Consider the following 21,518-nt stretch of genomic DNA (forward strand, 5'->3'; position numbering starts at 1 on the left):
GGTCAGTCCCCGTCGGCGCCGTCCGGCTCGGGTGCGGGATCGACGGGGATCTCGATCCACGTCGCCGTGGCGGGTGCCTCGGCGAGGAGGTCGGGCGACCAGTCGGATGCCGTGGGCCCCTCCCCCAGCCGTTCGACCGGGTTGCGGGGCTCCATCGGCTCCGCGGGGAGCCCGGCCCACTCGGACGGTTCTTCGGGTCGCTGCGTGAAGAGTCCCATGCGACCATTGTGCGTCCGTCGGCCACCGACGCGCACGATTTCAGGCAAAACAAAACCCCCGCCGGAGCGGGGGTTTTCTCCTTGCTGGGGTACCTGGACTCGAACCAAGAACAACTGAACCAGAATCAGCCGTGTTGCCAATTACACCATACCCCACCGGGTTTCAACCGGAGTCGTACCGAGGATCAAGCTTAGCCCACGGTACGGCCCCGGCCAAACCGGACGCGCAACCCGAGCGCGTCGCGTCTCAGCTGCGCTCGGCGCGCAGGCGCTCGAGGCGGTCGAGCGTGACGGACTTGCCCAGCAGCTCCATCGACTCGAACAGCGGCGGCGAGACGCGCCGGCCGCTCAGCGCGACGCGCGCGGGTCCGTAGGCGACGCGGGGCTTCAAGCCCAACCCGTCGATGAGGGATGACGCCAGTGCCGCCTGGATCGCCTCGGCGGTGAAGGCATCCTCGGGAACCGCCTGCAGCGCGTCGATAGAGGCGGCGAGCACCTCGGCGGTGTTCGCGGGCAGTCCCTTCACCGCGTCCTCGTCGTACGCCTCAACGTCGCGGAAGAGGAATCCGAGCAGCCCCGGAGCGTCGCCGAGCATCTGCATGCGCTCCTGCACGAGCGGCGCCGCCTTCGCGAGCATCTCGCGCTGCGCGTCGGTGGGAGGCGTGCTGACGACACCGGCCCCGACCAGGTACGGGACCAGGCGCGACGCGAAGTCGGCGGGCTCCAGCATCCGGATGTGGTCACCGTTGATCGACTCGGCCTTCTTCTGGTCGAAGCGGGCGGGGTTAGGGTTCACGTTCACGATGTCGAACGCCTCGATGAGCTCCTGGCGCGAGAAGACGTCGCGGTCCGGCGCGATCGACCACCCGAGGAGGGCGAGGTAGTTCAGGAGCCCCTCGTGGATGAAGCCCTTCTCGCGCTGCAGGAAGAGGTCGGCCTTCGGGTCGCGCTTGGAGAGCTTCTTCGTGCCCTCCTCGCCCAGCACGAGCGGCATGTGCGCGAAGCGAGGCACGAAGGTCGTCACCCCCGCGTCGATGAGCGCACTGTAGAGGGCGAGCTGACGGGCGGTGGAGGGCATGAGGTCCTCGCCGCGGAGTACATGGGTGATCCCCATCAGGGCGTCGTCGACGGGGTTCGTGAAGGTGTAGAGCGGGATGCCGCCGGCGCGCACGACGACGAAGTCGGGGAACGATCCGGCCGGGAAGGTGACCTCGCCGCGGATGAGGTCGACGTAAGTGACGTCCTCGTCCGGCACGCGCAGTCGCCAGGCGGGCTCGCGGCCCTCCGCGCGGAACGCGGCCTTCTGCTCGTCCGTCAGCGTGCGGTCGAAGTTGTCGTAGCCGAGCTGCTTCGCGCGGCCGTTGGCTTCGTTGCGGGCGTCGACCTCCTCGGCCGTCGAGTACGACTCGTACACGGCACCGGTCGCGATCAGCTTGTCGAGCACCTCGCGGTAGATATCGTGGCGCTGCGACTGCCGATACGGCTCGTGCGGGCCGCCCTTCTCGACGCCCTCATCCCAGTCGATCTCGAGCCAGGTCAGAGCGTCGACGAGCTGGCGATAGCTCTCCTCGCTGTCGCGAGCGGCATCCGTGTCCTCGACGCGGAAGATCATCTTGCCGCCGGTGTGCCGCGCGTACGCCCAGTTGAACAGGGCGGTGCGGACCATCCCGACGTGCGGGAGCCCCGTCGGCGAGGGGCAGAATCGGACGCGGACGTCGGAGCCGGAGGCGGTCGTGGTCAGAGGGTGCGGTGCAGTGGACATCGCCGTCAAGTCTACGACCGGCGCCGCTCCCGCCCCGCGCCCTCAGCGCCGGGCGTAGGGCGAGAGGACGGTGATCGCGACGACCACCGCGAGGGCGACGAGGGCGAGCCCGCCGTAGCCGATGAGGCTCAGGATGCCGCCCGCGAGCACCGATCCGATCGCCGCCGACAGCGTCATCGCGGTGTCGCTGCGCCCCTGCCTGCGGGGACGCAGTTCGGTCGGCGTCGCCTCGGTCAGCAGCGCCGCGCCGCCCACGGTCGCCGCGCTCCACCCGAGACCGAGCAGCAGGAGAGCGATCAGGACCGCGGTGGGCGAGTTCGGGGCGACCGCCGCCGTCACGAGGGACGCGGCGAGGATGCCCTGCCCCAGGAGGATCGTCTGCAGACGCCCCCACCGGTCGGCCAGGATGCCGAAGACCGGCGACAGCCCGTACATCCCGAAGACGTGCAGCGCGATCGTGACGCCGACGATCGTCGTCACGTTGCGGGGGTCGAGGTGGGAGAGGTGAACCGGGGTCATCGCCATGACGGAGGCCATCGTCACGTGCGAGCCCGCCACTGCGAACACGGCGTAGCGGGCGACGACGGGACGGTCCGGCTCGTCGAGCCGGGGGTCCCGGGGGTCGCGCGATAGAGCGACCTGCTGCGCGACCTTCAGCGGGTCGGGGCGCAGCGCCACCAGGTAGAGCGTCAGGGCGAGGGTCTGCGCGACGATCGAGAACGCGTACGAACCGGTGAGGGGCGGCATCCCGAGCCATCCGCCGACGGCCTCCCCCGGCGTGAGCATGAGCGGACCGACCACGCCCCCGACCGTGGTCGCCCACACGACCGTGCCGAGGTCGCGCCCCCGCCGCCCCTGCCCCGAGAGGTCGGTCGCTGCGAAACGGGACTGCAGGTTGCCGGCGTTGCCGGCGCCGATGAGGATCACGCCGACCAGGAGCAGGGGGAAGGCGCGGAGGGCCGCGGCCGTGATGACGACCGCGATCCCCACGAGGGCGAGCAGATTGCCGAGGGTCAGCGCTCGGCGCCGCCCCTGCGCCGCCGCGAGGCGGGCGAGCGGGATCGCGCAGAGCGCGGCGCCGAGGGTGACGGATGCCGTCGCGAACCCCGACAGCGACTCCTGGCCCGACAGGTCGGCGGCCAGGAGCGCCCCCAGCGAAACCGTCGCGCCGAACGCGACACCGCCGAGGACCTGCCCCGCCGCGAGGACGGTGACGGTGCGCCGCTGGATGCGCGCGACATCCGTCGTTGTGAGGGAGAGCAGTCCGTCGTCAGGCATTCCGCGCCGTGTTGCGCAGGATGCCGAGGCCCGAGATCTCCACTTCGAGGACGTCGCCGGCGTGGAACTCGCCGATCCCGGCCGGCGTCCCGGTCAGGATGACGTCGCCGGGCAGCAGCGTGAACGCCGCGGAGGCGTAGGCGATGATCTCCGGTACCGAGTGGACCATGTCGGAGATCGGACCGTCCTGACGGACCTCGCCGTTCACGCGCGACACGATGCGCGCTCCACCGTCGAGGTCGAACTCGGTCTCGATGATCGGTCCGAGCGGGCAGAACGTGTCGAATCCCTTGGCGCGGGACCACTGGCCGTCCGAGCGCTGCAGGTCGCGCGCCGTGATGTCGTTGCCGATCGTGTACCCGAACACGTAGTCGAGCGCCTTGTCGGCGGGGACGTTCTTCGCGACCCGCCCGATGACGACGGCGAGCTCGCCCTCGTAATCGGTGCGCTGCGACTGCGGCGGCCGCACGATCGCGTCGTCGGGGCCGATCACGGACGTGTTGGGCTTGAGGAACAGCAGCGGTTCGGTCGGCGCTTCCCCACCCATCTCGGCGGCGTGATCACGGTAGTTCTTGCCGACGCAGACGATCTTCGAGCGCGGAATCGAGGGCGCGAGGAGCGTGATCTCGGCGAGCGGGATCCGCTCACCTGTCGTCTCGAACCCGGTGAACATCGGGTCGCCGGCGAGCTCGACGACCTCCTTCTCGTCGATGATCCCGAAGCGGATGGCCTCGTTGCGGCTGTAACGGACGATGCGCACGGATCAGCCGTCCAGCCGGGTGAGCCAGCCGTGGACGTCCTCGACACGCCCGTACTGGATGTCGGTGAGGTGCTGGCGCAGCTCGAGGGCGAGCGTGCCCGTGGGCTGCGCGTCCTCGAAGCCGGAGGCCTTGAGCGCGCCGATGGGGGTCACCACGGCGGCAGTGCCGCACGCGAAGACCTCGACGATCTCTCCCGAGGCGACACCCTCACGCCACTCGGCGAGGGAGACGGCACGTCGCTCGACGCGGTGCCCGCGGTCCTCGGCGAGTCGGAGGATCGAGTCGCGCGTGATGCCGGCGAGGATCGACTCCGACTCGGGGGTCACGAGGGTGCCGTCCTTCATGACGAAGACGACGTTCATGCCGCCGAGCTCCTCGACGTTGCCGTCCTCGTCGAGGAAGACCACCTGGTCGCAGCCCTTCTCGTACGCCTCGGCCTGCGGCAGGAGGCTCGCGGCGTAGTTGCCGCCCGTCTTGGCCGCGCCGGTGCCGCCCTTGCCGGCGCGGGCATAGTCCTCGCTCAGCCAGATCTTCACGGGGGTCACGCCGCCCTTGAAGTAGGCACCCGCGGGGCTCGCGATCAGGTAATAGGCGACCTTCTCGGCCGGGCGCACACCGAGGAACGCCTCCTTCGCGAACATGAACGGCCGCAGGTAGAGGCTCTGGTCGGCGCCCGCGGGCACCCAGTCGCCGTCGACGGCGATGAGTTCGCGCAGCGACTGCAGGAAGTACTCGACGGGGAGCTCGGGGAGCGCCATGCGGCGCGCGGAGCGCTGCAGGCGCCGCGCGTTCTCCTCGGGCCGGAACGTGTGGATCGAGCCGTCCGCGTGACGGTACGCCTTGATGCCCTCGAAGATCTCCTGGCCGTAGTGCAGCACGGCGGCGGCGGGCGAGAGCGAGATCGGGCCGTACGGCGAGACGCGGGGACGGTGCCAGCCGCCCTTGGACGACCAGCAGATGTCGACCATGTGGTCGGTGAAGTTCGTGCCGAAGCCGGGGTTCGCGAGGATCTCCTCGCGGGCGGAAGGGGATGCCGCAGCCAGGTTCTTCGTCACCGAGAAGGTGAGGGGGGCTGCGGTCGAGTCGGTGAGGGTCATGTCAGTCCTGTTCCTCGCGCGGCGTCTGCGCGGCGCGCATCCACTCAGATTACGCCCGGAGGCGTGCGGTGATGGCGTCGCCGACCTGCGCGGTCGTGCGGGCGGAGCCGTCCATGCTCTCGATGTCCTCGCGGGCCGCGCGGGTGACGCGCTCGGCCTCGCCCTGCAGTCCGAGGTGGTCGAGCAGCAGGGCGACGGAGAGGATCGCAGCGGTGGGATCGGCGATCTGCTGTCCGGCGATATCGGGCGCGGAACCGTGCACGGGCTCGAACATCGACGGGAACGCGCCGTCGGGGTTGATGTTCCCCGAAGCGGCGAGGCCGATGCCTCCGGTGACGGCGCCGGCCAAGTCGGTCAGGATGTCGCCGAAGAGGTTGTCGGTGACGATCACGTCGAAGCGGCCCGGGTTCGTGACCAGGAAGATCGTCGCCGCGTCGACGTGCAGGTAGTCTACGGCCACGTCCGGGTGCTCCGCGGCCACCTCGTCGACGATCCGCTTCCACATGCCGCCGGCGTGGACGAGCACGTTGGTCTTGTGCACGAGGGTCAGCTTCCGACGGCGCTTCTGCGCCTGCGCGAAGGCGAACCGGACGACCCGCTCGACCCCGAACGCCGTGTTCACGGAGGTCTCGTTCGCGATCTCGTGCGGCGTGCCGGTGCGGATCGAGCCGCCGTTGCCCACGTAGGGGCCTTCGGTGCCCTCGCGCACCACGACGAAGTCGATCTCCCCCGGCTCCGCGAGTGGACCCGAGGCGCCCGGGTACAGGACCGACGGGCGGAGGTTGACGTAGTGGTCCAGCGCGAAACGCAGCTTGAGCAGCAGGCCCCGCTCGATGTTCGCGTCCTTCAGACGGGGGTCCCCCGGCATCCCGCCCACGGCACCGAGGAGGATGGCGTCGTGCGCGGCGATCGCGGCGAGGTCCTCGTCGGTCAGGGTGTCACCCGTCTCGAGGTAGCGGGCGGCGCCCAGGGAGAACCGGGTCTTCTCGAACGTCACCTCGGCTCCCTCGGTCACGGCGTCGAGCACCTTCTCGGCCTCTGCGACGACCTCCGGACCGATGCCGTCTCCGGGGATGACGGCCAGCTTCACGACGCGCGACATCGCTCTCCTCGTTCTCGGGGGAACCCGCGCGGTCAGTCCTCGACGCGCGGGGTGCGGGTTCCCTTCAGCGTAGTGGCCGCGATGACGGCCGCGCAGACGACCAGGACGGCTCCGATGATCGAGGTGACGCCCACTCCCGCATCGAAGGCGGATGCCGCGGCCTCGACGACGCGGTCGCCCAGCGCGCCCGGGAGTCCGTCCGCGACGGTGACCGCCCCGCCGAGGGTCTCGCGCGCCGCCGCGGCCGCGCCCGCCGGCACACCGTCCGGGAGGACGAGTCCGGCGCGGTAGAGGGCGGTGAGGATGCCGCCGAGCACCGCGGTCCCGAGCACGGCACCGAGCTCGTACGCAGTCTCGGACACGGCGCTCGCCGCTCCCGCCTTCGCGGGCGGCGCGGTGGCGAGGATGAGTTCGTTGGACACCGTCTCGGCCGCACCGATGCCGATGCCGAGCAGCGCGAAGGCGCCGATGAGGATGCCGAGGGCCGCGGCATCCGTCGACACCGCGATCACGACGTACGCCGCGACCGACAGGGCGAGCGCGACGGGGACGACCACCCGGGGCGACACCCGGCGGGAGACCGGCACGACGGCGAGACCCGACACGATCATGAGCGCGAGCCCGGGCACGAGGGCGAGGCCCGCCTGCAGCGGGCTCAACCCGACGATCAGCTGCAGATGCTGGGTCACGAAGTAGAGGAAGCCGACGAGGGCGACCACGCTCAGCAGGTTCACGAGGAGCGCGCCGGTGAACGCGTCGCGACGGAACAGGCGCATGTCGAGCATCGGGCTCTCGGAGCGCAGCTGACGGCGCACGAAGACCCACCCGAAGGCCAGCCCGACGAGCACGAGCACCAGCGGGAGCGGCCCCGGACCGTGGACGGCGACCTCCTTGATCGCGTAGACGACCGGCACCATCGTCGCCATGCTGAGGACGATGCTGACGGGGTCGATGCGACCGGGGTGCGGGTCGCGACTCTCGGGCACGAGGAGGGGCGCGAGCACCAGCAGCGGGATGAGGACCGGCACGGCGAGCAGGAACACCGAACCCCACGCGAAGTGCTCGAGGAGCACACCGCCCACGATCGGCCCCAGCGCGGATCCGGCGGAGAACATCGACGCCCACACGGCGATCGCGAGGCGCCGCTGGTCGCGGTCGGTGAAGATGCTCCGCAGCAGCGACATCGTCGACGGCATGAGCATCGCGCCGAACAGGCCCATCGTCGCGCGCGCCGCGATGAGGAGCTCGGCCGAGGGGGCGAAAGCGGCCAGCGCCGAGACGGCGGCGAATCCGGTCGCACCGATCATCAGCATGCGCCGGCGGCCGAATCGGTCGCCCAGCGATCCCATCGTCACGAGGAGGCCCGCGAGCACGAGCGGGTAGACGTCGATGATCCACAGCTGCTGCGCGCTCGTCGGGGTCAGGTCGCGCGCGATCTCGGGCAGCGCGAAGCTCAGCACCGTGTTGTCGACCGACACCAGGAGCACGGGCAGCATGAGCACGGCCAGCGCCGCCCACCCGCGCCATCCCTGCCTCGTACCCGCCGCGTCGGCCGTTCGGATCTCTTCCGTCAACGTCATCATTAGTACACCGTCCAGCCGGTATAGTAACAGAATCAGGCGCTCACCCGCGAGAGGATCGGAGCATGGGCAGACCACCGAAAGCCAAGGAGAGCGTCCTCGACGCGTTCGAGGCGGCGCTCATCGACGGCGGCGCCCGGGGGGCGACGATGGATGCCGTCGCCGCCGCCGCCGGGGTCTCCAAGGGCGGCCTGCTCTACCACTACGCGTCGAAGGACGCTCTCGAAGCCGCCCTCTTGGAGCGGATGCGGCGCCTCGTCGAGATCGACGTCGAGGACATGCTGCGGGCTCCCGAAGGTGTCGTCGCCGCCTTCGTGCGGACGTCGGTGCAGACCGGGTCGCCGCTGGATCGCGCGATCATCGCGGCCTCCCGCCTGGCGCAGACCGGCCACGCCGAGGCCTCCGACGCCCTCCGTCGGGTGCGGGAGCTCTGGGAGGAGGCCCTCCGCCCCCACACCCGCGACGAGACCGCGCTGCAGCTCGTGCTGCTCGTCAGCGACGGCCTGTACTTCAACAGCGCGCTCGCGACGGGCGCGCTCCCCGGACCGCTCCCCCGCGGCGCCGAGCTCGACGCGCTGATCGCCCTCGTCGAGCGCGCCGCGCGCTAGCGGCATCCGCTCCCCCGTCGCAAACCGCCGCCGCGCACGGCGCGTCGTGACAGGGGAAGAGCGGATGCCGGGGCGGGTCAGACCTCGCTGAGCTCGATCTGCCGGAACAGGTCGGCGGCGACGGCGTCGCGCAGCTCGTCGAGCATCGCCTCGGGGATCGGCGAGTCGACCGTCAGCACGGACAGCGCGCGGCCGCTCGCGTCCGGTCGCGCGACCTGCAGGCCGGCGATGTTGATGCCCGCCTCGCCCAGCTTCTGGCCGTAGATCGCGACGATGCCCGGGCGGTCGGCGTAGCGCATGACGACGTGGTACCGGCTGATCGGCACCTCGACCTCGTAGCCGTTGATGCCGACGACCTTGGGCACCATCCGCGTGCCGGCGAGGGTGCCTTCGACCGTGAGGACGGTGCCGTCGGACAGTGTGCCGCGCAGGATCGTGATGTTGCGGTACAGCGGGCTCTCGGATTCCACGATGAGGCGGGTCTCGATGCCGCGCTGCTCCGCGAAGAGCGGCGCGTTCACGTACGAGACGTTCTCACTCACGATGTTGGTGAAGATGCCCTTGAGCGCGGCCAGGCGGTAGACGCTCACGTCGTAGTCGGCCAGTTCGCCGCGCACCTCGATGTCGAGGCTCGTCAGTGCGCTCGGTGCGAGCCCGGTGAAGATTTGGCCGAGCTGCTCGACGAGCGCGATGCCGGGGCGCACGAAGGGGTCGATGACGCCACCGGCGACGTTGACGGCGTCCGGCACCAGGTCGCCCTCGAGGGCGAGCTTGACGGACTTGGCGACCGAGACGCCGGCCTTCTCCTGCGCCTCCTCCGTCGAGGCCCCGAGGTGCGGGGTCACGACGACGTTCGGGAGCGACAGCAGCGGGAAGGCCGTGCCGTCCTGGGCGGGCGGCTCGCTCGTGAAGACGTCGAGTCCGGCGCCGGCGATCTGGCCCGTCGTCAGCGCGGTGAACAGCGCCTCCTCGTCGATGAGGCCGCCGCGGGCGACGTTCACGACATAGGCCGAGTCCTTCATGATCTCGAACTGCGCGGCCCCGATCATGCCCGTCGTCTCGGGCGTCTTGGGCATGTGGATCGTGACGAAGTCGCTCGTCCGCAGCAGCTCGTCGAGGCTGACGAGCTGCACACCCAGCTGCTGGGCACGCGTCGGCGTGACGTAGGGGTCGTAGGCGACCACGGAGACCCCGAAGGCCTGCACGCGGGCCGCGATGAGAGCGCCGATGCGCCCGAGGCCGATGATGCCGACCGTCTTCTCGTACAGCTCGGTGCCCGTGAACGACGAGCGCTTCCAGGCGCCGGCGGCGAGGGAGGAGTGCGCCGCCGGGATGTGACGCGCGAGGCTCAGGATGTGGCCGACGGTGAGCTCGGCGGCGGAGATGATGTTCGACGTCGGGGCGTTGACGACCATCACGCCGGCGCTGGTGGCCGCCTTGATGTCGACGTTGTCGAGGCCGACACCGGCGCGCGCGATGACCTTGAGCGACGGCGCGGCGGCGATCGCCTCGGCATCCATCTTCGTGGCCGAGCGGATGAGGACCGCGTCTGCGTCCGCGAGCGCCGGGAGGAGCGCCGCACGGTCGGCTCCGTCGACGGATCGGACCTCGAAGTCGGGGCCGAGGGCCTCGATCGTGGCGGGAGAGAGTTCTTCGGCGATGAGGACGACAGGCTTGGGCACGGCAGACCTTCGGGTACGCGGGGGTGGATCGCCACGGAGCCGGCCGAGAGGTGACCGACGACGGTACGCGGCACGCCCAGCCTAGCGAAGACCCACCACCGCCCCCGACCGTGTGACACCCGTCACGATCCGACGAGCGAGTTCCCGTTCGTGATCGCGTAGGTGAGGATGTTCAGCCAGAACACGGCGACGAGACCGAGCCCCGCGAGGAGGACGACCGCGAGGTGGAGCACCGGGCGTCGCCGCGCGAGAACGACCCCCGCGACGAACACGATGATCGGGAAGACGACGGAGAACAGCAGGATCGCCCATCCGCCGCCGTTCAGGCCCTCGACGCCCGTGGCCTGCGCGAGCAGGAAGGCGACGGCCGTCCAGACCGCGTACGCGTAGAACAGTCCGAAGACACCGGCGACGGCGGCGGGCAGCCAGGACGGACCACGGCGCACCGCCTGGTTCGAGGTCGTCACGATCAGACTCCGATCACGAAGGGCCACGGCAGGAGCAGGAACACGCCGACGACCAGCCACGCGAACCTCACCCACGCGGCGGACGCGCGGGTGAGCAGCATGACGCCGCCGAACCAGAGGGCGGGGGCCGCGACCGCGACCCACAGCGCCGGCACGACGGCCGCCGGCTCCAGCCAGAACGACGTCGCCGCCGCCAGCCGCGAGCTCCCGAGCAGCCACCCCACGGTGTAGAGCAGATAGATGCCGCCGAGGAGCCCCAGGGACACGAGGGCAACGTTGCCGAGGGGTGCCGGCTCCGCATCCTCGTCCGCCGTCGTCACCGCCTCCGGCGCGGGGGCGACGTCGTCGCCGGGAGTGGCCTCACTCCCCTTCCCGACGGCACGCCACCCGTCGGGGAGCGCAGCGCCGGTGCGCTCGGGACGCGCCGGACGCGTCGGCGAATCGTCGCCCTCCCAGCGGAAGGCGTCCTCGTCGTCGTGAGGGTCGGAAGCCACGCTCCGAGTCTACCGACGCCGAAGGCCCGACCCCTTGTAAGGGTCGGGCCTCCGTGGCTCACGAAAAGCCGGTCCCGGCGGATGCGCCGAGGGCTGGATGCCGAAGGTCAGCGCGCGGCGGAGCCTTCGGTGTAGTCGGCGTCCTGCTGCTTCCACGCGAACAGGGCGCGCAGGTCCTTGCCGACCGCCTCGATCGGGTGGGCCGCGGCCTTGGTGCGGAGCTCCTGGAACTCGACGGCGCCGTTGTCCTGGTCGTCGATGAAACGCTTCGCGAACGCGCCGGACTGGATGTCGGCGAGGACAGCGGCCATGTTCTCCTTGACACGCGGGTCGATGACGCGCGGGCCCGACACGTAGTCGCCGTACTCGGCCGTGTCGGAGACCGACCAGCGCTGCTTGGCGATGCCGCCCTCCCACATGAGGTCGACGATGAGCTTCAGCTCGTGGAGCACCTCGAAGTAGGCGATCTCGGGCTGGTATCCCGCCTCGGACAGCGTCTCGAAGCCGTACTGGACGAGCTGCGACACACCACCGCAGAGGACGGCCTGCTCACCGAACAGGTCGGTCTCGGTCTCTTCGGTGAAGGTGGTCTTGATGACCCCGGCGCGGGTGCCGCCGATCGCCTTCGCGTACGAGAGGGCGACGTCCCAGGCCTGGCCGGAGGCGTCCTTCTCGACGGCGATGATGTCGGGGATGCCGCGTCCCGCGACGAACTCCCGGCGCACCGTGTGGCCGGGGGCCTTCGGGGCGACGAGGATGACGTCGACGTCGTCGGGGACCTCGATGTAGCCGAAGCGCACGTTGAAGCCGTGGGCGAAGGCGAGGGTCTTGCCGGCGGCGAGGTGCGGCTTGATCTCGTCATTGAAGATCCCGCGCTGGTGCTGGTCGGGCGCGAGGATCATGATGAGGTCGGCCCACTCGGCGGCATCCGCCACGGACTTGACCTCGAAGCCGTCCTCCGACGCCTTCGGCGCGGACTTCGAGCCCTCCTTGAGGGCGATGACGACCTCGACGCCGGAGTCGCGGAGGTTCTGGGCGTGGGCGTGGCCCTGCGAGCCGTACCCGACGATGGCGACCTTCTTGCCCTGGATGAGCGAGATGTCGGCGTCGGCGTCGTAGAGGATCTCAGCCATGTTCGTGTGTGTCTCCTTGTAGATGTCGGTAGAGAAGTTGTGGGGTCAGCCGCGCAGGACGCGCTCGGTGATGCTCTTGCCACCGCGGCCGATGGCGACCATGCCGGACTGGGCGAGCTCCTTGATGCCGAAGGGCTCGAGGGCCTTGAGGAAGGCGTCGACCTTGCCGCGGTCGCCCGTCACCTCGACGACGAGCGCGTCGGTGGCGTAGTCGACGACCGAGGCGCGGAACAGGTTGACGACCTCGATCACGTTCGAGCGCGTCTGGTTGTCGGCGCGGACCTTCACGAGCATGTGCTCGCGCTGGACGGAGGTCGCGTAGTCGAGCTCGACGATCTTGATGACGTTGACGAGCTTGTTCAGCTGCTTCGTCACCTGCTCGAGCGGCAGCTCCTCGACGTCGACGACGACCGTGATGCGCGAGAGTCCGGGCACCTCGGTCACCCCCACGGCGAGGGAGTCGATGTTGAAGCCGCGGCGCGCGAAGAGGCCGGCGACGCGGGTGAGGAGACCGGGCTTGTCCTCGACGAGGAGGCTCAGGACGTGCTTGCTCATCGTCACTCCCCCTGCTCGAAGGCCGGCGCGTGCTCGCGTGCGTACTGGATGTAGCTGTTGCTGACGCCCTGGGGCACCATCGGCCACACCATCGCGTCGGCGCTCACGACGAAGTCGATCACGACCGGGCGGTCGTTGGTCTCGAGGGCGGTGCGGATCGCGGCATCCACGTCCTCCTCCTTCTCGACGCGGATCGCGAGGCAGCCGTACGCCTCGGCGAGCTTGACGAAATCCGGGATGCGGATGGTGTCGTGACCCGTGTTGAGGTCGGTGTTCGAGTGACGGCCGTCGTAGAAGAGCGTCTGCCACTGCCGCACCATGCCGAGCGAGGAGTTGTTGATGATCGCGACCTTGATCGGGATGTCGTTGATCGCGCAGGTGGCGAGTTCCTGATTGGTCATCTGGAAGCAGCCATCGCCGTCGATCGCCCACACCGTGCGGTCGGGCTGGGCGACCTTCGCGCCCATGGCCGCGGGCACGGCGTAGCCCATCGTGCCGGCGCCGCCGGAGTTGAGCCACGCGTTCGGGCGCTCGTAACCGATGTACTGCGCGGCCCACATCTGGTGCTGGCCGACGCCGGCGGCGAATACGCCTTCGGGGCCGGTGAGCTCGCCGATGCGCTGGATGACGTGCTGCGGCGAGAGGAGGCCGTCGCTCGTCGGTGCGGCTCCCAGCGGGAACTCCGTGCGGAGGCCGTCGAGGTAGGACCACCACTCCGAGACGTCGGGCTTCGCGACACCGGCGAAGGCCGCGTCGAGATCGACGAGCACGTCCTTCAGGTCACCCACGATGGGGACGTCGGCGGAGCGGATCTTCGAGATCTCGGCAGGGTCGATGTCGACGTGGACAACCTTCGCGTGCGGGGCGAACAGGGCCGCCTTGCCGGTCACGCGGTCGTCGAATCGGGCACCGAGGGCGACGATCAGGTCGGACTCCTGCAGCGCGAGCACAGCGGGCACCGTGCCGTGCATGCCGGGCATGCCCAACTGCTGCGGGTGCGAGTCGGGGAACGCGCCGCGGGCCATGAGCGTCGTGACCACGGGGGCGCCGGTCGCCTCGGCGAAACGACGGAGCTCGCCGGCGGCTCCCGCGCGGACGACGCCGCCGCCCACGTAGAGGACGGGCTTCTTGGCCTCGGAGATCAGCTGCGCCGCGGCCTGGATCTGCTTGCCGTGCGCCTTGGTGACGGGCCGGTAGCCGGGCAGGTCGATCTTCGGGGGCCACACGAACGGCGCCTTGGCCTGCTGCGCATCCTTCGTGATGTCCACGAGCACGGGGCCCGGGCGACCCGTCGAGGCGATCTCGAAGGCCGCGGCGAGGGCGCCCGGGATCTCGGCGGGGTCCTTCACGAGGAACGAGTGCTTGGTGATCGGCATCGTGATGCCCACGATGTCCGCCTCCTGGAAGGCATCCGTTCCCATCAGGGTCGAGTACACCTGGCCCGTGATGCAGACGATGGGCATCGAGTCCATGTACGCGTCGGCGATAGCCGTCACGAGGTTGGTGGCGCCGGGGCCGGAGGTCGCGATGGCGACGCCGACGCGACCGGATGCCGCGGCGTACCCCTCGGCGGCGTGACCGGCGCCCTGCTCGTGGCGCACGAGGATGTGGCGCAGGTCGGTCGAGTCCATCAGCGGGTCGTAGACCTCGATGATGGCGCCGCCCGGGAGCCCGAAGACGTCGGTGACGCCCAGGAGCTCGAGCGAGCGGACGACGGCCTGCGCTCCGGTGAGCACGGGCGTGGACGGGCCTCCGGCCGGGGGCCGAGGCACAGCGGCGACGGTGTCAGAAGACATGAGTGATACCTCTGCGGTGATGGATGACGGAGTGTGTGGGGCCTAGCCCGTCGTCGCGCCCTCCGCGGCGGAGCGCACGAGCTTCGAATACTTGGCCAGCACGCCACGGGTATAGCGCGGGGGAAGGGGCTCCCAGCCGTCGCGGCGGGAGTTCAGCTCAGCCTCATCGACGAGTAGGTCGAGAGAGCGAGCCGCGATATCGACCCGTATCAGATCACCATCGCGCACGAAGGCGATGGGACCAGCGTCCACCGCTTCGGGTGCTATGTGGCCGATGCACAGGCCGGTTGTGCCGCCTGAGAATCGTCCGTCCGTCAAGAGTAGTACATCTTTTCCGAGGCCTGCGCCCTTGATGGCGGCCGTCACGGCGAGCATCTCGCGCATGCCGGGGCCGCCCTTCGGGCCCTCGTAACGGATGACGACGACGTCGCCGGCGGCGATGCGACCCTCCTCGAGCGCGTCCATCGCGGCGCGCTCGCGCTCGAAGACGCGTGCGGGGCCTTCGAACACGGCGGCGTCGAAGCCGGCCGTCTTCACGACGGCGCCCTCGGGCGCCATGGAGCCGTGCAGGATCGTGATGCCGCCGGTCGCGTGGATCGGGTCGTCGAAGGTGTGGATGACGGTGCCGTCGATCGGGTCCGGGTCGAGCTCGCGGAGGTTCTCGGCGAGCGTCTTGCCGGTCACGGTGAGCGCGTCGCCGTGAAGGAGCCCCTCGTCGAGCATCGCCTTCATGATGACGGGGATGCCGCCGTGCCGATCGACGTCGTTCATGACGTACTTCCCGAACGGCTTCATGTCGGCCACGTGCGGCACCTTGTCGCCGATGCGGTTGAAGTCGTGCAGCGTAAGGTCGACGTCGGCCTCGCGGGCGATGGCCAGCAGGTGGAGGACGACGTTCGTCGAGCCGCCGAGCGCCATCGCGAGGGCGATCGCGTTCTCGAAGGACTCCTTGGTGAGGATGTCGCGGGTCGTGATCCCCTGGCGCAGGAGGTTGACGACGGCCTCACCGGAGCGGTGCGCGAAGTAGTCGCGGCGACGGTCCGCCGAGGGCGGAGCGGCCGAACCGGGCAGGCTGAGGCCCAGCGCCTCGGCGACGGAGGCCATCGTGTTGGCGGTGTACATGCCGCCGCACGCACCCTCGCCCGGGGCGATCGCGCACTCGATGCGCTTGAGGTCGGCCTCGCTCATCTTGCCGGCCAGGCACGCGCCGACCGCCTCGAAGGAGTCGATGATCGTGACGTCCTTCTCGGTGCCGTCGCTGAGCTTCACCCAGCCGGGGGCGATCGACCCGGCGTAGAGGAAGACGCTCGAGAGGTCGAGCCGGGCGGACGCCATGAGCATGCCGGGGATCGACTTGTCGCAGCCGGCGAGCAGGACCGACCCGTCGAGACGCTCGGCCATCATGACCGTCTCGACGGAGTCGGCGATGACCTCGCGGCTCACGAGGGAGAAGTGCATCCCTTCGTGACCCATCGAGATGCCGTCCGAGACCGAGATCGTGCCGAACTGGAGCGGGTAGCCGCCGCCGGCGTGCACACCCTCCTTGGCCCCCTGCGCCAGCCGATCGAGGCTGAGGTTGCAGGGCGTGATCTCGTTCCAGCTGGATGCGATGCCGATCTGGGGCTTGTCCCAGTCCTCGTCGCCCATGCCCACGGCGCGGAGCATGCCGCGTGACGTGGTGGCTTCGATGCCGTCGGTCACCGCGCGGCTGCGGGGCTTGATGTCGATCGTCTCGTCGGGTGAAGGCATTCTCGAAGTCTATTGCCGAGCGGCGACCCGCTCGCGTGCGAGAGTCGACAGCAAACCGGCCAGTTGTTCGATGTCGCGCACACGCACGGATGCCGCAGTCTCCCCCGCGCCGACGCGGATCCCGAGGTCCTGCGGCTCGAGCGACCGGAGGGCGTCCTCATCCGTCACGTCGTCTCCGGCGAACACGACCGCCGTGGCCCCGACGACCTCGCGCAGGTGGGCGACGGCCGCATCCTTCCCCGCATCGGTGAAGGCGTACTCGACGATGTCGTGGCCCTGGCGCCGGCGCCAGTGCGGCGCGGCGTCCGCCATCATCGCGTCGACGCCCGAGCGCAGCGCGGCGGCCTCGTCGGCGTCGGCGACGGTGCGCAGGTGCACCCCGAACCCGAACGCCTTCGGCTCGATCCAGGCGCCGGAGACGCCGCTTGCGAGACGCTCCGCGTCAGCGCGCAGGCGATCGCGCAGCGCGATGTCCGCGGCGTCGACGTCGCCCTCGGACGGCGAACCGGGAATCCAGTACTCGGCCCCGTGCGAGCCGGCGAGCAGGATCGGCGAGTCGTCCTCGTGCTCGGCGATGACCCGCAGGTCGGCGAGGGTCCGGCCGGAGACGAACGCCACGAACGTATCGGGCGTCGTCAGGAGGGCGTCGACGGCCCCGCGCGCGGCAGGGGTCATCCGCGCCGTCATCGGTTCGTCGACCAGCGGGGACACGGTGCCGTCGAAGTCGAGGGCGACGAGCAGGCGCTCGGCCGCGGCGACCGCGGTGACACCGGTCACGCCCGCTCCTCGCGCGACTGGCCGAGGTCCGCCAGGAAGCGCTGCGACCACTTCGCGACGTCGTTCTCCCGCACCCGACGCCGCAGCGCCCGCATCCGCCGCTCGCGCTCGCGCTCGGGCATCTCGATCGCCTGCATGATCGCGTCCTTCAAGCCGGAGATGTCGTGCGGGTTCACCTTGATCGCCTGGGTCAGCTCGTCGGCGGCCCCGGTGAACTCGCTCAGCACGAGGGCACCGCCGCCGTCGACGCGGCTGGCGACGTATTCCTTCGCGACGAGGTTCATGCCGTCGCGGAGGGCCGTCACGAGCATGACGTCCGCCGCGAGGAAGAGGGCGACCATCTCCTCGCGCGGATAGGAGTTGTGGAGGTACTGGATGGCGGTATAGCCGAGCTCGTCGGCGTCGCCGTTGATGCGACCGACGGTGAGCTCGATCTCGTCGCGCAGCTCCATGTAGGTCTGCACGCGTTCTCGGCTGGGGCTCGCGACCTGCACGAGGGTCACGTCGTGCACGGAGAGCCGGCCGTCGGCGAGCAGTTCGCCGTAGGCCTTCAGGCGGTGGCGGATGCCCTTCGTGTAATCGAGCCGATCGACCCCGAGGAGGATGGCCTTCGGATTGCCGAGGCTCGAGCGGATCTCGGCGGCGCGCGCCTGGATGTCCGGCCGATTCGCGAGCTCCTCGTACTCCGCGGCGTCGATCGAGATGGGATAGGCCCGCGCAACGGCCTTGCGCACTCCCCCGTCGGCGGTGGGCACCGAGATCGCGCCGGCCTTGGTGTCGAACCCCAGCTGCCGACGCACGGCACGGGCGAAGTTGCCGGCATCCGCCACCCGCTGGAACCCGATGACGTCGGCGCCGAGGAGACCCTCGAGGACCTGCCGGCGCCACGGCAGCTGGGCGTACAGGCCGTATGCGGGGAACGGAATGTGGTGGAAGTACCCGATGGTGAGATCGGGTCGGAGTTCGCGGAGCATCTTCGGGACGAGCTGCAACTGATAGTCGTGGACCCATACCGTCGCGCCGTCGGCGGCATGCGCGGAAGCGGCCTCCGCGAACCTGCGGTTCACCTTGACGTAGGCGTCCCACCACGCGCGGTGGTAGGTCGGGGCTGCGATCACGTCGTGGTACAGCGGCCAGATGGTGTCGTTCGAGAAGCCCTCGTAGTACAACTGCACATCGTCCGCGGTGAGGGTGACTGGCACGAGCTGGAGCCCGTCGAAGTCGAACGGATCGAGCTCCACGCCGGGCTGTCCCGGCCACCCGATCCAGGCACCGTTGTTGCGGCGCATGACCGGATCGACCGCGGTGACCAGTCCGCCCGGGGACCGCCGCCACGGCTCGTTCTCGTCATCCGTCCGATCGACCGGAAGGCGGTTGGACACGACGACGAAGTCTGAAGCCACGGTCACGGAGTTCCTCTCGACGGATGACTTCAGGCTAACAACCGCCGCGACGGGGGCTCACCCCCACTACCGTGGGTGGTATGCGCAAATACCTCTTCGGCACCGGACTCCTGTCGGCCCTCACCGGAGGGGTCACCCTGGTGCGCTCCGCGCGCAGCGAGGAGAGCTTCACCTGGCGCACCGCGCTGGCCTGGCTGAGCTGGGCGATCACGATGGCCCTCGCGATCGGCTCGGTCGTCGACACGCGACGCGCTTCGCGCGGCAAGCTCATCCCGCTCGACTCGCCGCGCGCCGACGACAAGAAGAAGCTTCTGAAGAAGCGCGTGTCGCGTCGGCGCTGACGCCGAGGAGCCTCACGGCGCGAGCCTCTACCGAGTGAGGATCAGCGCCTCGCCCTGACCGCCGCCGCCGCACAGCGCCACACCGGCCGCCCCGCTCCCGCGGCGGGCCAGCTCGTGCACGGCGTGCACGACCAACCGCGCGCCGGACGCGCCGATCGGGTGTCCGATCGCGATCCCGCCGCCGTGGACGTTGACGACCGCATCATCGACGCCGAGCTCGCTTCGGGACTGGGCGACGACGGCGCCGAAGGCCTCGTTGATCTCGATGAGGTCGAGGTCGGCGGCGGCCATGCCCTGCCGCCCGAGCGCCTGCGCCAGTGCCCGCGCGGGTTGCGAGTGGAGCGAGTTGTCGGGGCCGGCGACCTGACCGGCCGAGCCGATCACCGCGAGGATAGTCCACCCCTCGGCATCCGCCCGGGAGCGGGTCGTCACCACGACCGCCGCGGCACCGTCGGAGATCGGAGACGCGTTGCCGGCCGTGATGTCGCCGTCGGGCGAGAACGCGGGGCGCAGGCGCGCGAGGGTCTCGACGGTCGTCTCGGGGCGGACACCCTCGTCCCGCGTGAGCCGGAGCGGATCGCCCTTGCGCTGCGGCACCTCGACCTCGACGATCTCCGCGTCGAAGACACCCGCCTCCGCCGCAGCGGCCGCCCGCTGATGCGACAGCGCGGCGACGTGGTCCTGGTCCGCGCGGGAGAGTCCGAGCCCGGGGTTGCGGCGCTCCGTCGACAACCCCATCGACACGCCGTCGTAGGCGTCGGTGAGCCCGTCGACGGCCATGTGGTCGAGGACCTCGACGGAGCCGTACGTCCAGCCGTCGCGAGACCCCATCAGCAGGTGAGGGGCGCGCGTCATCGATTCCATCCCGCCGGCGACGACCACCGCGGCATCGCCCACGGCGATCATCCGCTTCGCGTCGATGATCGCCGTCAGCCCCGACAGACACACCTTGTTGACCGACGTGGCGGGGACGTCCCAGCCGAGCCCGGCGCCGACCGCGGCCTGACGTGCGGGATTCTGCCCCGAACCGGCGGCGAGCACCTGCCCCAGGATGACCGCGTCGACGGATGCCGGGGCGACGCCGCCGCGCTCGAGGGCGCCGCGGATGGCGAGGGCGCCCAGTTGCGGTGCGGTGAACGGGGCGAGCTGCCCCTTCAACCGGCCCTGCGGGGTCCGCGCCGCCGCCACGATCACGATGTCTTCGGTCATGCTCCCACCTTCACATCCTGCGCGACCACGAGCTCGGGCTCGGTCGCATCCTTCACGCCCTGCACGGTGACCCCCGGTGCGGTCTCGACCAGCACCAGCCCCTCGGACGTCACGTCGATGACGGCGAGATCGGTGATGATCCGGTCGACGACACCGCGACCGGTGAGCGGCAGCGAGCAGTCCGTCACGATCTTCGGCGACCCGTCACGGGCCGTGTGCTCCATGAGCACGATCACCTTCGCGGCGCCGTGGACGAGGTCCATCGCACCGCCCGGGCCCTTCACCATCTTCCCCGGGATCATCCAGTTCGCGAGGTCGCCCCGGGCCGACACCTGCATCGCGCCGAGGATCGCGGCGTCGATCTTGCCGCCGCGGATCATCCCGAAGCTGAGCGCGGAGTCGAAGAACGCCGATCCGGGAAGGGTGGTCACCGTCTCCTTGCCCGCGTTGATGAGGTCGGGGTCCACCTGGTCCTCCGTCGGGTACGGGCCGACGCCGAGGATGCCGTTCTCCGACTGGAGCACGACGGTCACGCCGTCCGGGATGTGGTTCGGGACCAGCGTCGGAAGCCCGATCCCCAGATTCACGTAGGCGCCGTCCGGCAACTCGGCCGCCGCTCGCGCCGCCATCTGCGTCCGTGTCAACGCCATCTCACTCCCCCTCCGTCGCGACAGTGCGTCGCTCGATGCGCTTCTCGATCCCTGTGCCCACCTCGACGATGCGGTGCACATAGACGCCGGGCAGGTGCACCGCATCCGGGTCCAGCTCGCCGGGTTCGACGAGCTCCTCGACCTGCGCGATGCAGATGCGGCCGGCCATGGCGGCCAGCGGGTTGAAATTGCGGGCCGCCTTGTTGAAGACGAGGTTGCCGTGCCGGTCGCCGCGCAGCGCGTGGACGAGGGAGAAGTCCGTCGCGATGGCCTCCTCGAGGACGAACTCCCGGGCTTCACCGCGGACGTCGAAGCGACGGACGTCCTTCGGCGGGGATGCCACGGCCACGCCGCCGGCGCCGTCGTACCGACGCGGCAGACCACCCTCCGCGACCTGCGTGCCGACGCCCGTCTGCGTGTAGAAGGCGGCGATGCCGGCCCCGCCGGCGCGCAGCTTCTCGGCGAGGGTGCCCTGCGGCGTGAGCTCGAGCTCCAACTCGCCGGAGAGGAACTGGCGCTCGAACTCCTTGTTCTCGCCCACGTACGACGAGGTCATCTTGCGGATGCGGCGCGCTCGCAGCAGAACACCGAGACCCCAGTCGTCCACTCCGCAGTTGTTGGAGACGACGGAGAGGTCCGTCGTCCCCTGTGCGAGCAGGGCGTCGATGAGGGCGATCGGGTTGCCGGAGAGGCCGAAGCCGCCGACGGCGATACTCGCGCCGTCGGGGATGTCGGCGACGGCGTCGGCCGCCGAGGGGACCGTCTTGTCGATCACGGTGCACTCCTTCGTGTCGTTGCTCCCAGCATCGACGTCGGAGGCCCCGGACCGCGAGCGGTCGGTTGCGATGTGGGACGC

Annotated in this window: 21 protein-coding genes and 1 tRNA gene; 2 read left to right on the forward strand and 20 right to left on the reverse strand. The window is 70.2% G+C overall.

Annotated features, from left to right (window positions below; translation table 11 throughout):
• Window positions 1-2: 2 nt before the first annotated feature.
• The 8 genes from AB0P29_RS00905 to AB0P29_RS00940 all read right to left on the reverse strand — a co-directional run bounded on the left by AB0P29_RS00905 (window position 3) and on the right by AB0P29_RS00940 (window position 7,798).
• The gene (locus AB0P29_RS00905) at window positions 3-218 is read right to left on the reverse strand and encodes a hypothetical protein (protein WP_363377746.1); all 216 of its coding nucleotides are present in this window, start codon (window positions 216-218) and stop codon (window positions 3-5) included.
• An 84-nt stretch (window positions 219-302) separates the two neighbouring features.
• Window positions 303-374, reverse strand: a tRNA-Gln gene (locus AB0P29_RS00910).
• A 91-nt stretch (window positions 375-465) separates the two neighbouring features.
• Complete coding sequence (gltX, locus tag AB0P29_RS00915; RefSeq protein WP_363377748.1) at window positions 466-1,980, reverse strand: glutamate--tRNA ligase; 1,515 nt, start codon at window positions 1,978-1,980, stop codon at window positions 466-468.
• Window positions 1,981-2,022: 42 nt separating this feature from the next.
• Window positions 2,023-3,258 carry an MFS transporter gene (locus AB0P29_RS00920; protein WP_363377750.1) on the reverse strand — a complete coding sequence of 412 codons (1,236 nt, stop codon included), beginning with the start codon at window positions 3,256-3,258 and terminating at the stop codon, window positions 2,023-2,025.
• On the reverse strand, window positions 3,251-4,018 hold the full coding sequence (locus tag AB0P29_RS00925; protein ID WP_363377752.1) for a fumarylacetoacetate hydrolase family protein: 768 nt from the start codon (window positions 4,016-4,018) through the stop codon (window positions 3,251-3,253). Before AB0P29_RS00925 ends, AB0P29_RS00920 begins: the two co-directional genes overlap by 8 nt.
• Window positions 4,019-4,021: 3 nt before the next feature.
• A complete protein-coding gene (locus AB0P29_RS00930; protein WP_253034241.1) occupies window positions 4,022-5,116 on the reverse strand; it encodes a branched-chain amino acid aminotransferase in 1,095 nt (364 codons plus the stop codon).
• A 49-nt stretch (window positions 5,117-5,165) separates the two neighbouring features.
• Window positions 5,166-6,218, reverse strand: a complete 1,053-nt coding sequence (locus tag AB0P29_RS00935; RefSeq protein ID WP_363377754.1) for a 3-isopropylmalate dehydrogenase — start codon at window positions 6,216-6,218, stop codon at window positions 5,166-5,168.
• 32 nt (window positions 6,219-6,250) lie between these two features.
• Window positions 6,251-7,798, reverse strand: coding sequence for an MFS transporter (locus tag AB0P29_RS00940; RefSeq protein WP_363377756.1), 1,548 nt, complete (start codon window positions 7,796-7,798; stop codon window positions 6,251-6,253).
• A 65-nt stretch (window positions 7,799-7,863) separates the two neighbouring features.
• On the opposite strand from AB0P29_RS00940, the gene AB0P29_RS00945 reads away from it, so the two are divergent.
• Window positions 7,864-8,406, forward strand: coding sequence for a TetR family transcriptional regulator (locus AB0P29_RS00945; protein ID WP_363377757.1), 543 nt, complete (start codon window positions 7,864-7,866; stop codon window positions 8,404-8,406).
• A gap of 77 nt (window positions 8,407-8,483) precedes the next feature.
• Here the strand turns inward: AB0P29_RS00945 and serA are convergent, their stop codons facing one another.
• From serA to AB0P29_RS00990, 9 genes are all read right to left on the reverse strand, one after another.
• On the reverse strand, window positions 8,484-10,088 hold the full coding sequence (serA, locus tag AB0P29_RS00950; RefSeq protein WP_363377759.1) for a phosphoglycerate dehydrogenase: 1,605 nt from the start codon (window positions 10,086-10,088) through the stop codon (window positions 8,484-8,486).
• 122 nt (window positions 10,089-10,210) lie between these two features.
• A complete protein-coding gene (locus tag AB0P29_RS00955; RefSeq protein WP_363377761.1) occupies window positions 10,211-10,555 on the reverse strand; it encodes a hypothetical protein in 345 nt (114 codons plus the stop codon).
• Window positions 10,556-10,557: 2 nt separating this feature from the next.
• Entirely contained in the window at window positions 10,558-11,049 is a 492-nt protein-coding gene (locus AB0P29_RS00960; RefSeq protein ID WP_363377763.1) for a DNA polymerase III subunit gamma/tau, read from the reverse strand.
• A 107-nt stretch (window positions 11,050-11,156) separates the two neighbouring features.
• Entirely contained in the window at window positions 11,157-12,182 is a 1,026-nt protein-coding gene (gene ilvC, locus AB0P29_RS00965) for a ketol-acid reductoisomerase (protein ID WP_363377765.1), read from the reverse strand.
• 45 nt (window positions 12,183-12,227) lie between these two features.
• Window positions 12,228-12,737: an acetolactate synthase small subunit gene (ilvN, locus tag AB0P29_RS00970; protein ID WP_217530089.1), complete on the reverse strand. Its 510-nt coding sequence runs from the start codon at window positions 12,735-12,737 to the stop codon at window positions 12,228-12,230.
• Window positions 12,738-12,739: 2 nt separating this feature from the next.
• Window positions 12,740-14,533, reverse strand: a complete 1,794-nt coding sequence (locus AB0P29_RS00975) for an acetolactate synthase large subunit (RefSeq protein WP_363377767.1) — start codon at window positions 14,531-14,533, stop codon at window positions 12,740-12,742.
• 42 nt (window positions 14,534-14,575) lie between these two features.
• Window positions 14,576-16,282: a dihydroxy-acid dehydratase gene (ilvD, locus tag AB0P29_RS00980; RefSeq protein ID WP_253034235.1), complete on the reverse strand. Its 1,707-nt coding sequence runs from the start codon at window positions 16,280-16,282 to the stop codon at window positions 14,576-14,578.
• A gap of 9 nt (window positions 16,283-16,291) precedes the next feature.
• Window positions 16,292-17,059 carry a trehalose-phosphatase gene (gene otsB / locus AB0P29_RS00985; RefSeq protein WP_363377769.1) on the reverse strand — a complete coding sequence of 256 codons (768 nt, stop codon included), beginning with the start codon at window positions 17,057-17,059 and terminating at the stop codon, window positions 16,292-16,294.
• Complete coding sequence (locus tag AB0P29_RS00990) at window positions 17,056-18,468, reverse strand: trehalose-6-phosphate synthase (protein WP_217530096.1); 1,413 nt, start codon at window positions 18,466-18,468, stop codon at window positions 17,056-17,058. The genes otsB and AB0P29_RS00990 overlap by 4 nt, the downstream gene beginning before the upstream one ends.
• A gap of 74 nt (window positions 18,469-18,542) precedes the next feature.
• Here AB0P29_RS00990 and AB0P29_RS00995 point away from each other — a divergent pair, with 74 nt between their 5' ends.
• Entirely contained in the window at window positions 18,543-18,803 is a 261-nt protein-coding gene (locus AB0P29_RS00995; protein WP_253034232.1) for a hypothetical protein, read from the forward strand.
• 27 nt (window positions 18,804-18,830) lie between these two features.
• On the opposite strand, the gene AB0P29_RS01000 is transcribed toward AB0P29_RS00995, so the two are convergent.
• The 3 genes from AB0P29_RS01000 to AB0P29_RS01010 are packed head-to-tail and all read right to left on the reverse strand — an operon-like array spanning window position 18,831 to window position 21,437.
• Window positions 18,831-20,012 carry an acetyl-CoA C-acetyltransferase gene (locus tag AB0P29_RS01000; RefSeq protein ID WP_253034231.1) on the reverse strand — a complete coding sequence of 394 codons (1,182 nt, stop codon included), beginning with the start codon at window positions 20,010-20,012 and terminating at the stop codon, window positions 18,831-18,833.
• Window positions 20,009-20,662, reverse strand: coding sequence for a 3-oxoacid CoA-transferase subunit B (locus tag AB0P29_RS01005; RefSeq protein WP_253034230.1), 654 nt, complete (start codon window positions 20,660-20,662; stop codon window positions 20,009-20,011). Before AB0P29_RS01005 ends, AB0P29_RS01000 begins: the two co-directional genes overlap by 4 nt.
• Before the next feature lies 1 nt (window position 20,663).
• Window positions 20,664-21,437, reverse strand: coding sequence for a CoA transferase subunit A (locus AB0P29_RS01010; RefSeq protein WP_064001903.1), 774 nt, complete (start codon window positions 21,435-21,437; stop codon window positions 20,664-20,666).
• Window positions 21,438-21,518: the final 81 nt, after the last annotated feature.

The sequence above is a fragment of the Microbacterium sp. NPDC080220 genome, from assembly GCF_040686395.1.
In the GTDB taxonomy this organism is placed as follows: Bacteria; Actinomycetota; Actinomycetes; order Actinomycetales; family Microbacteriaceae; genus Microbacterium; species Microbacterium gawkjiense.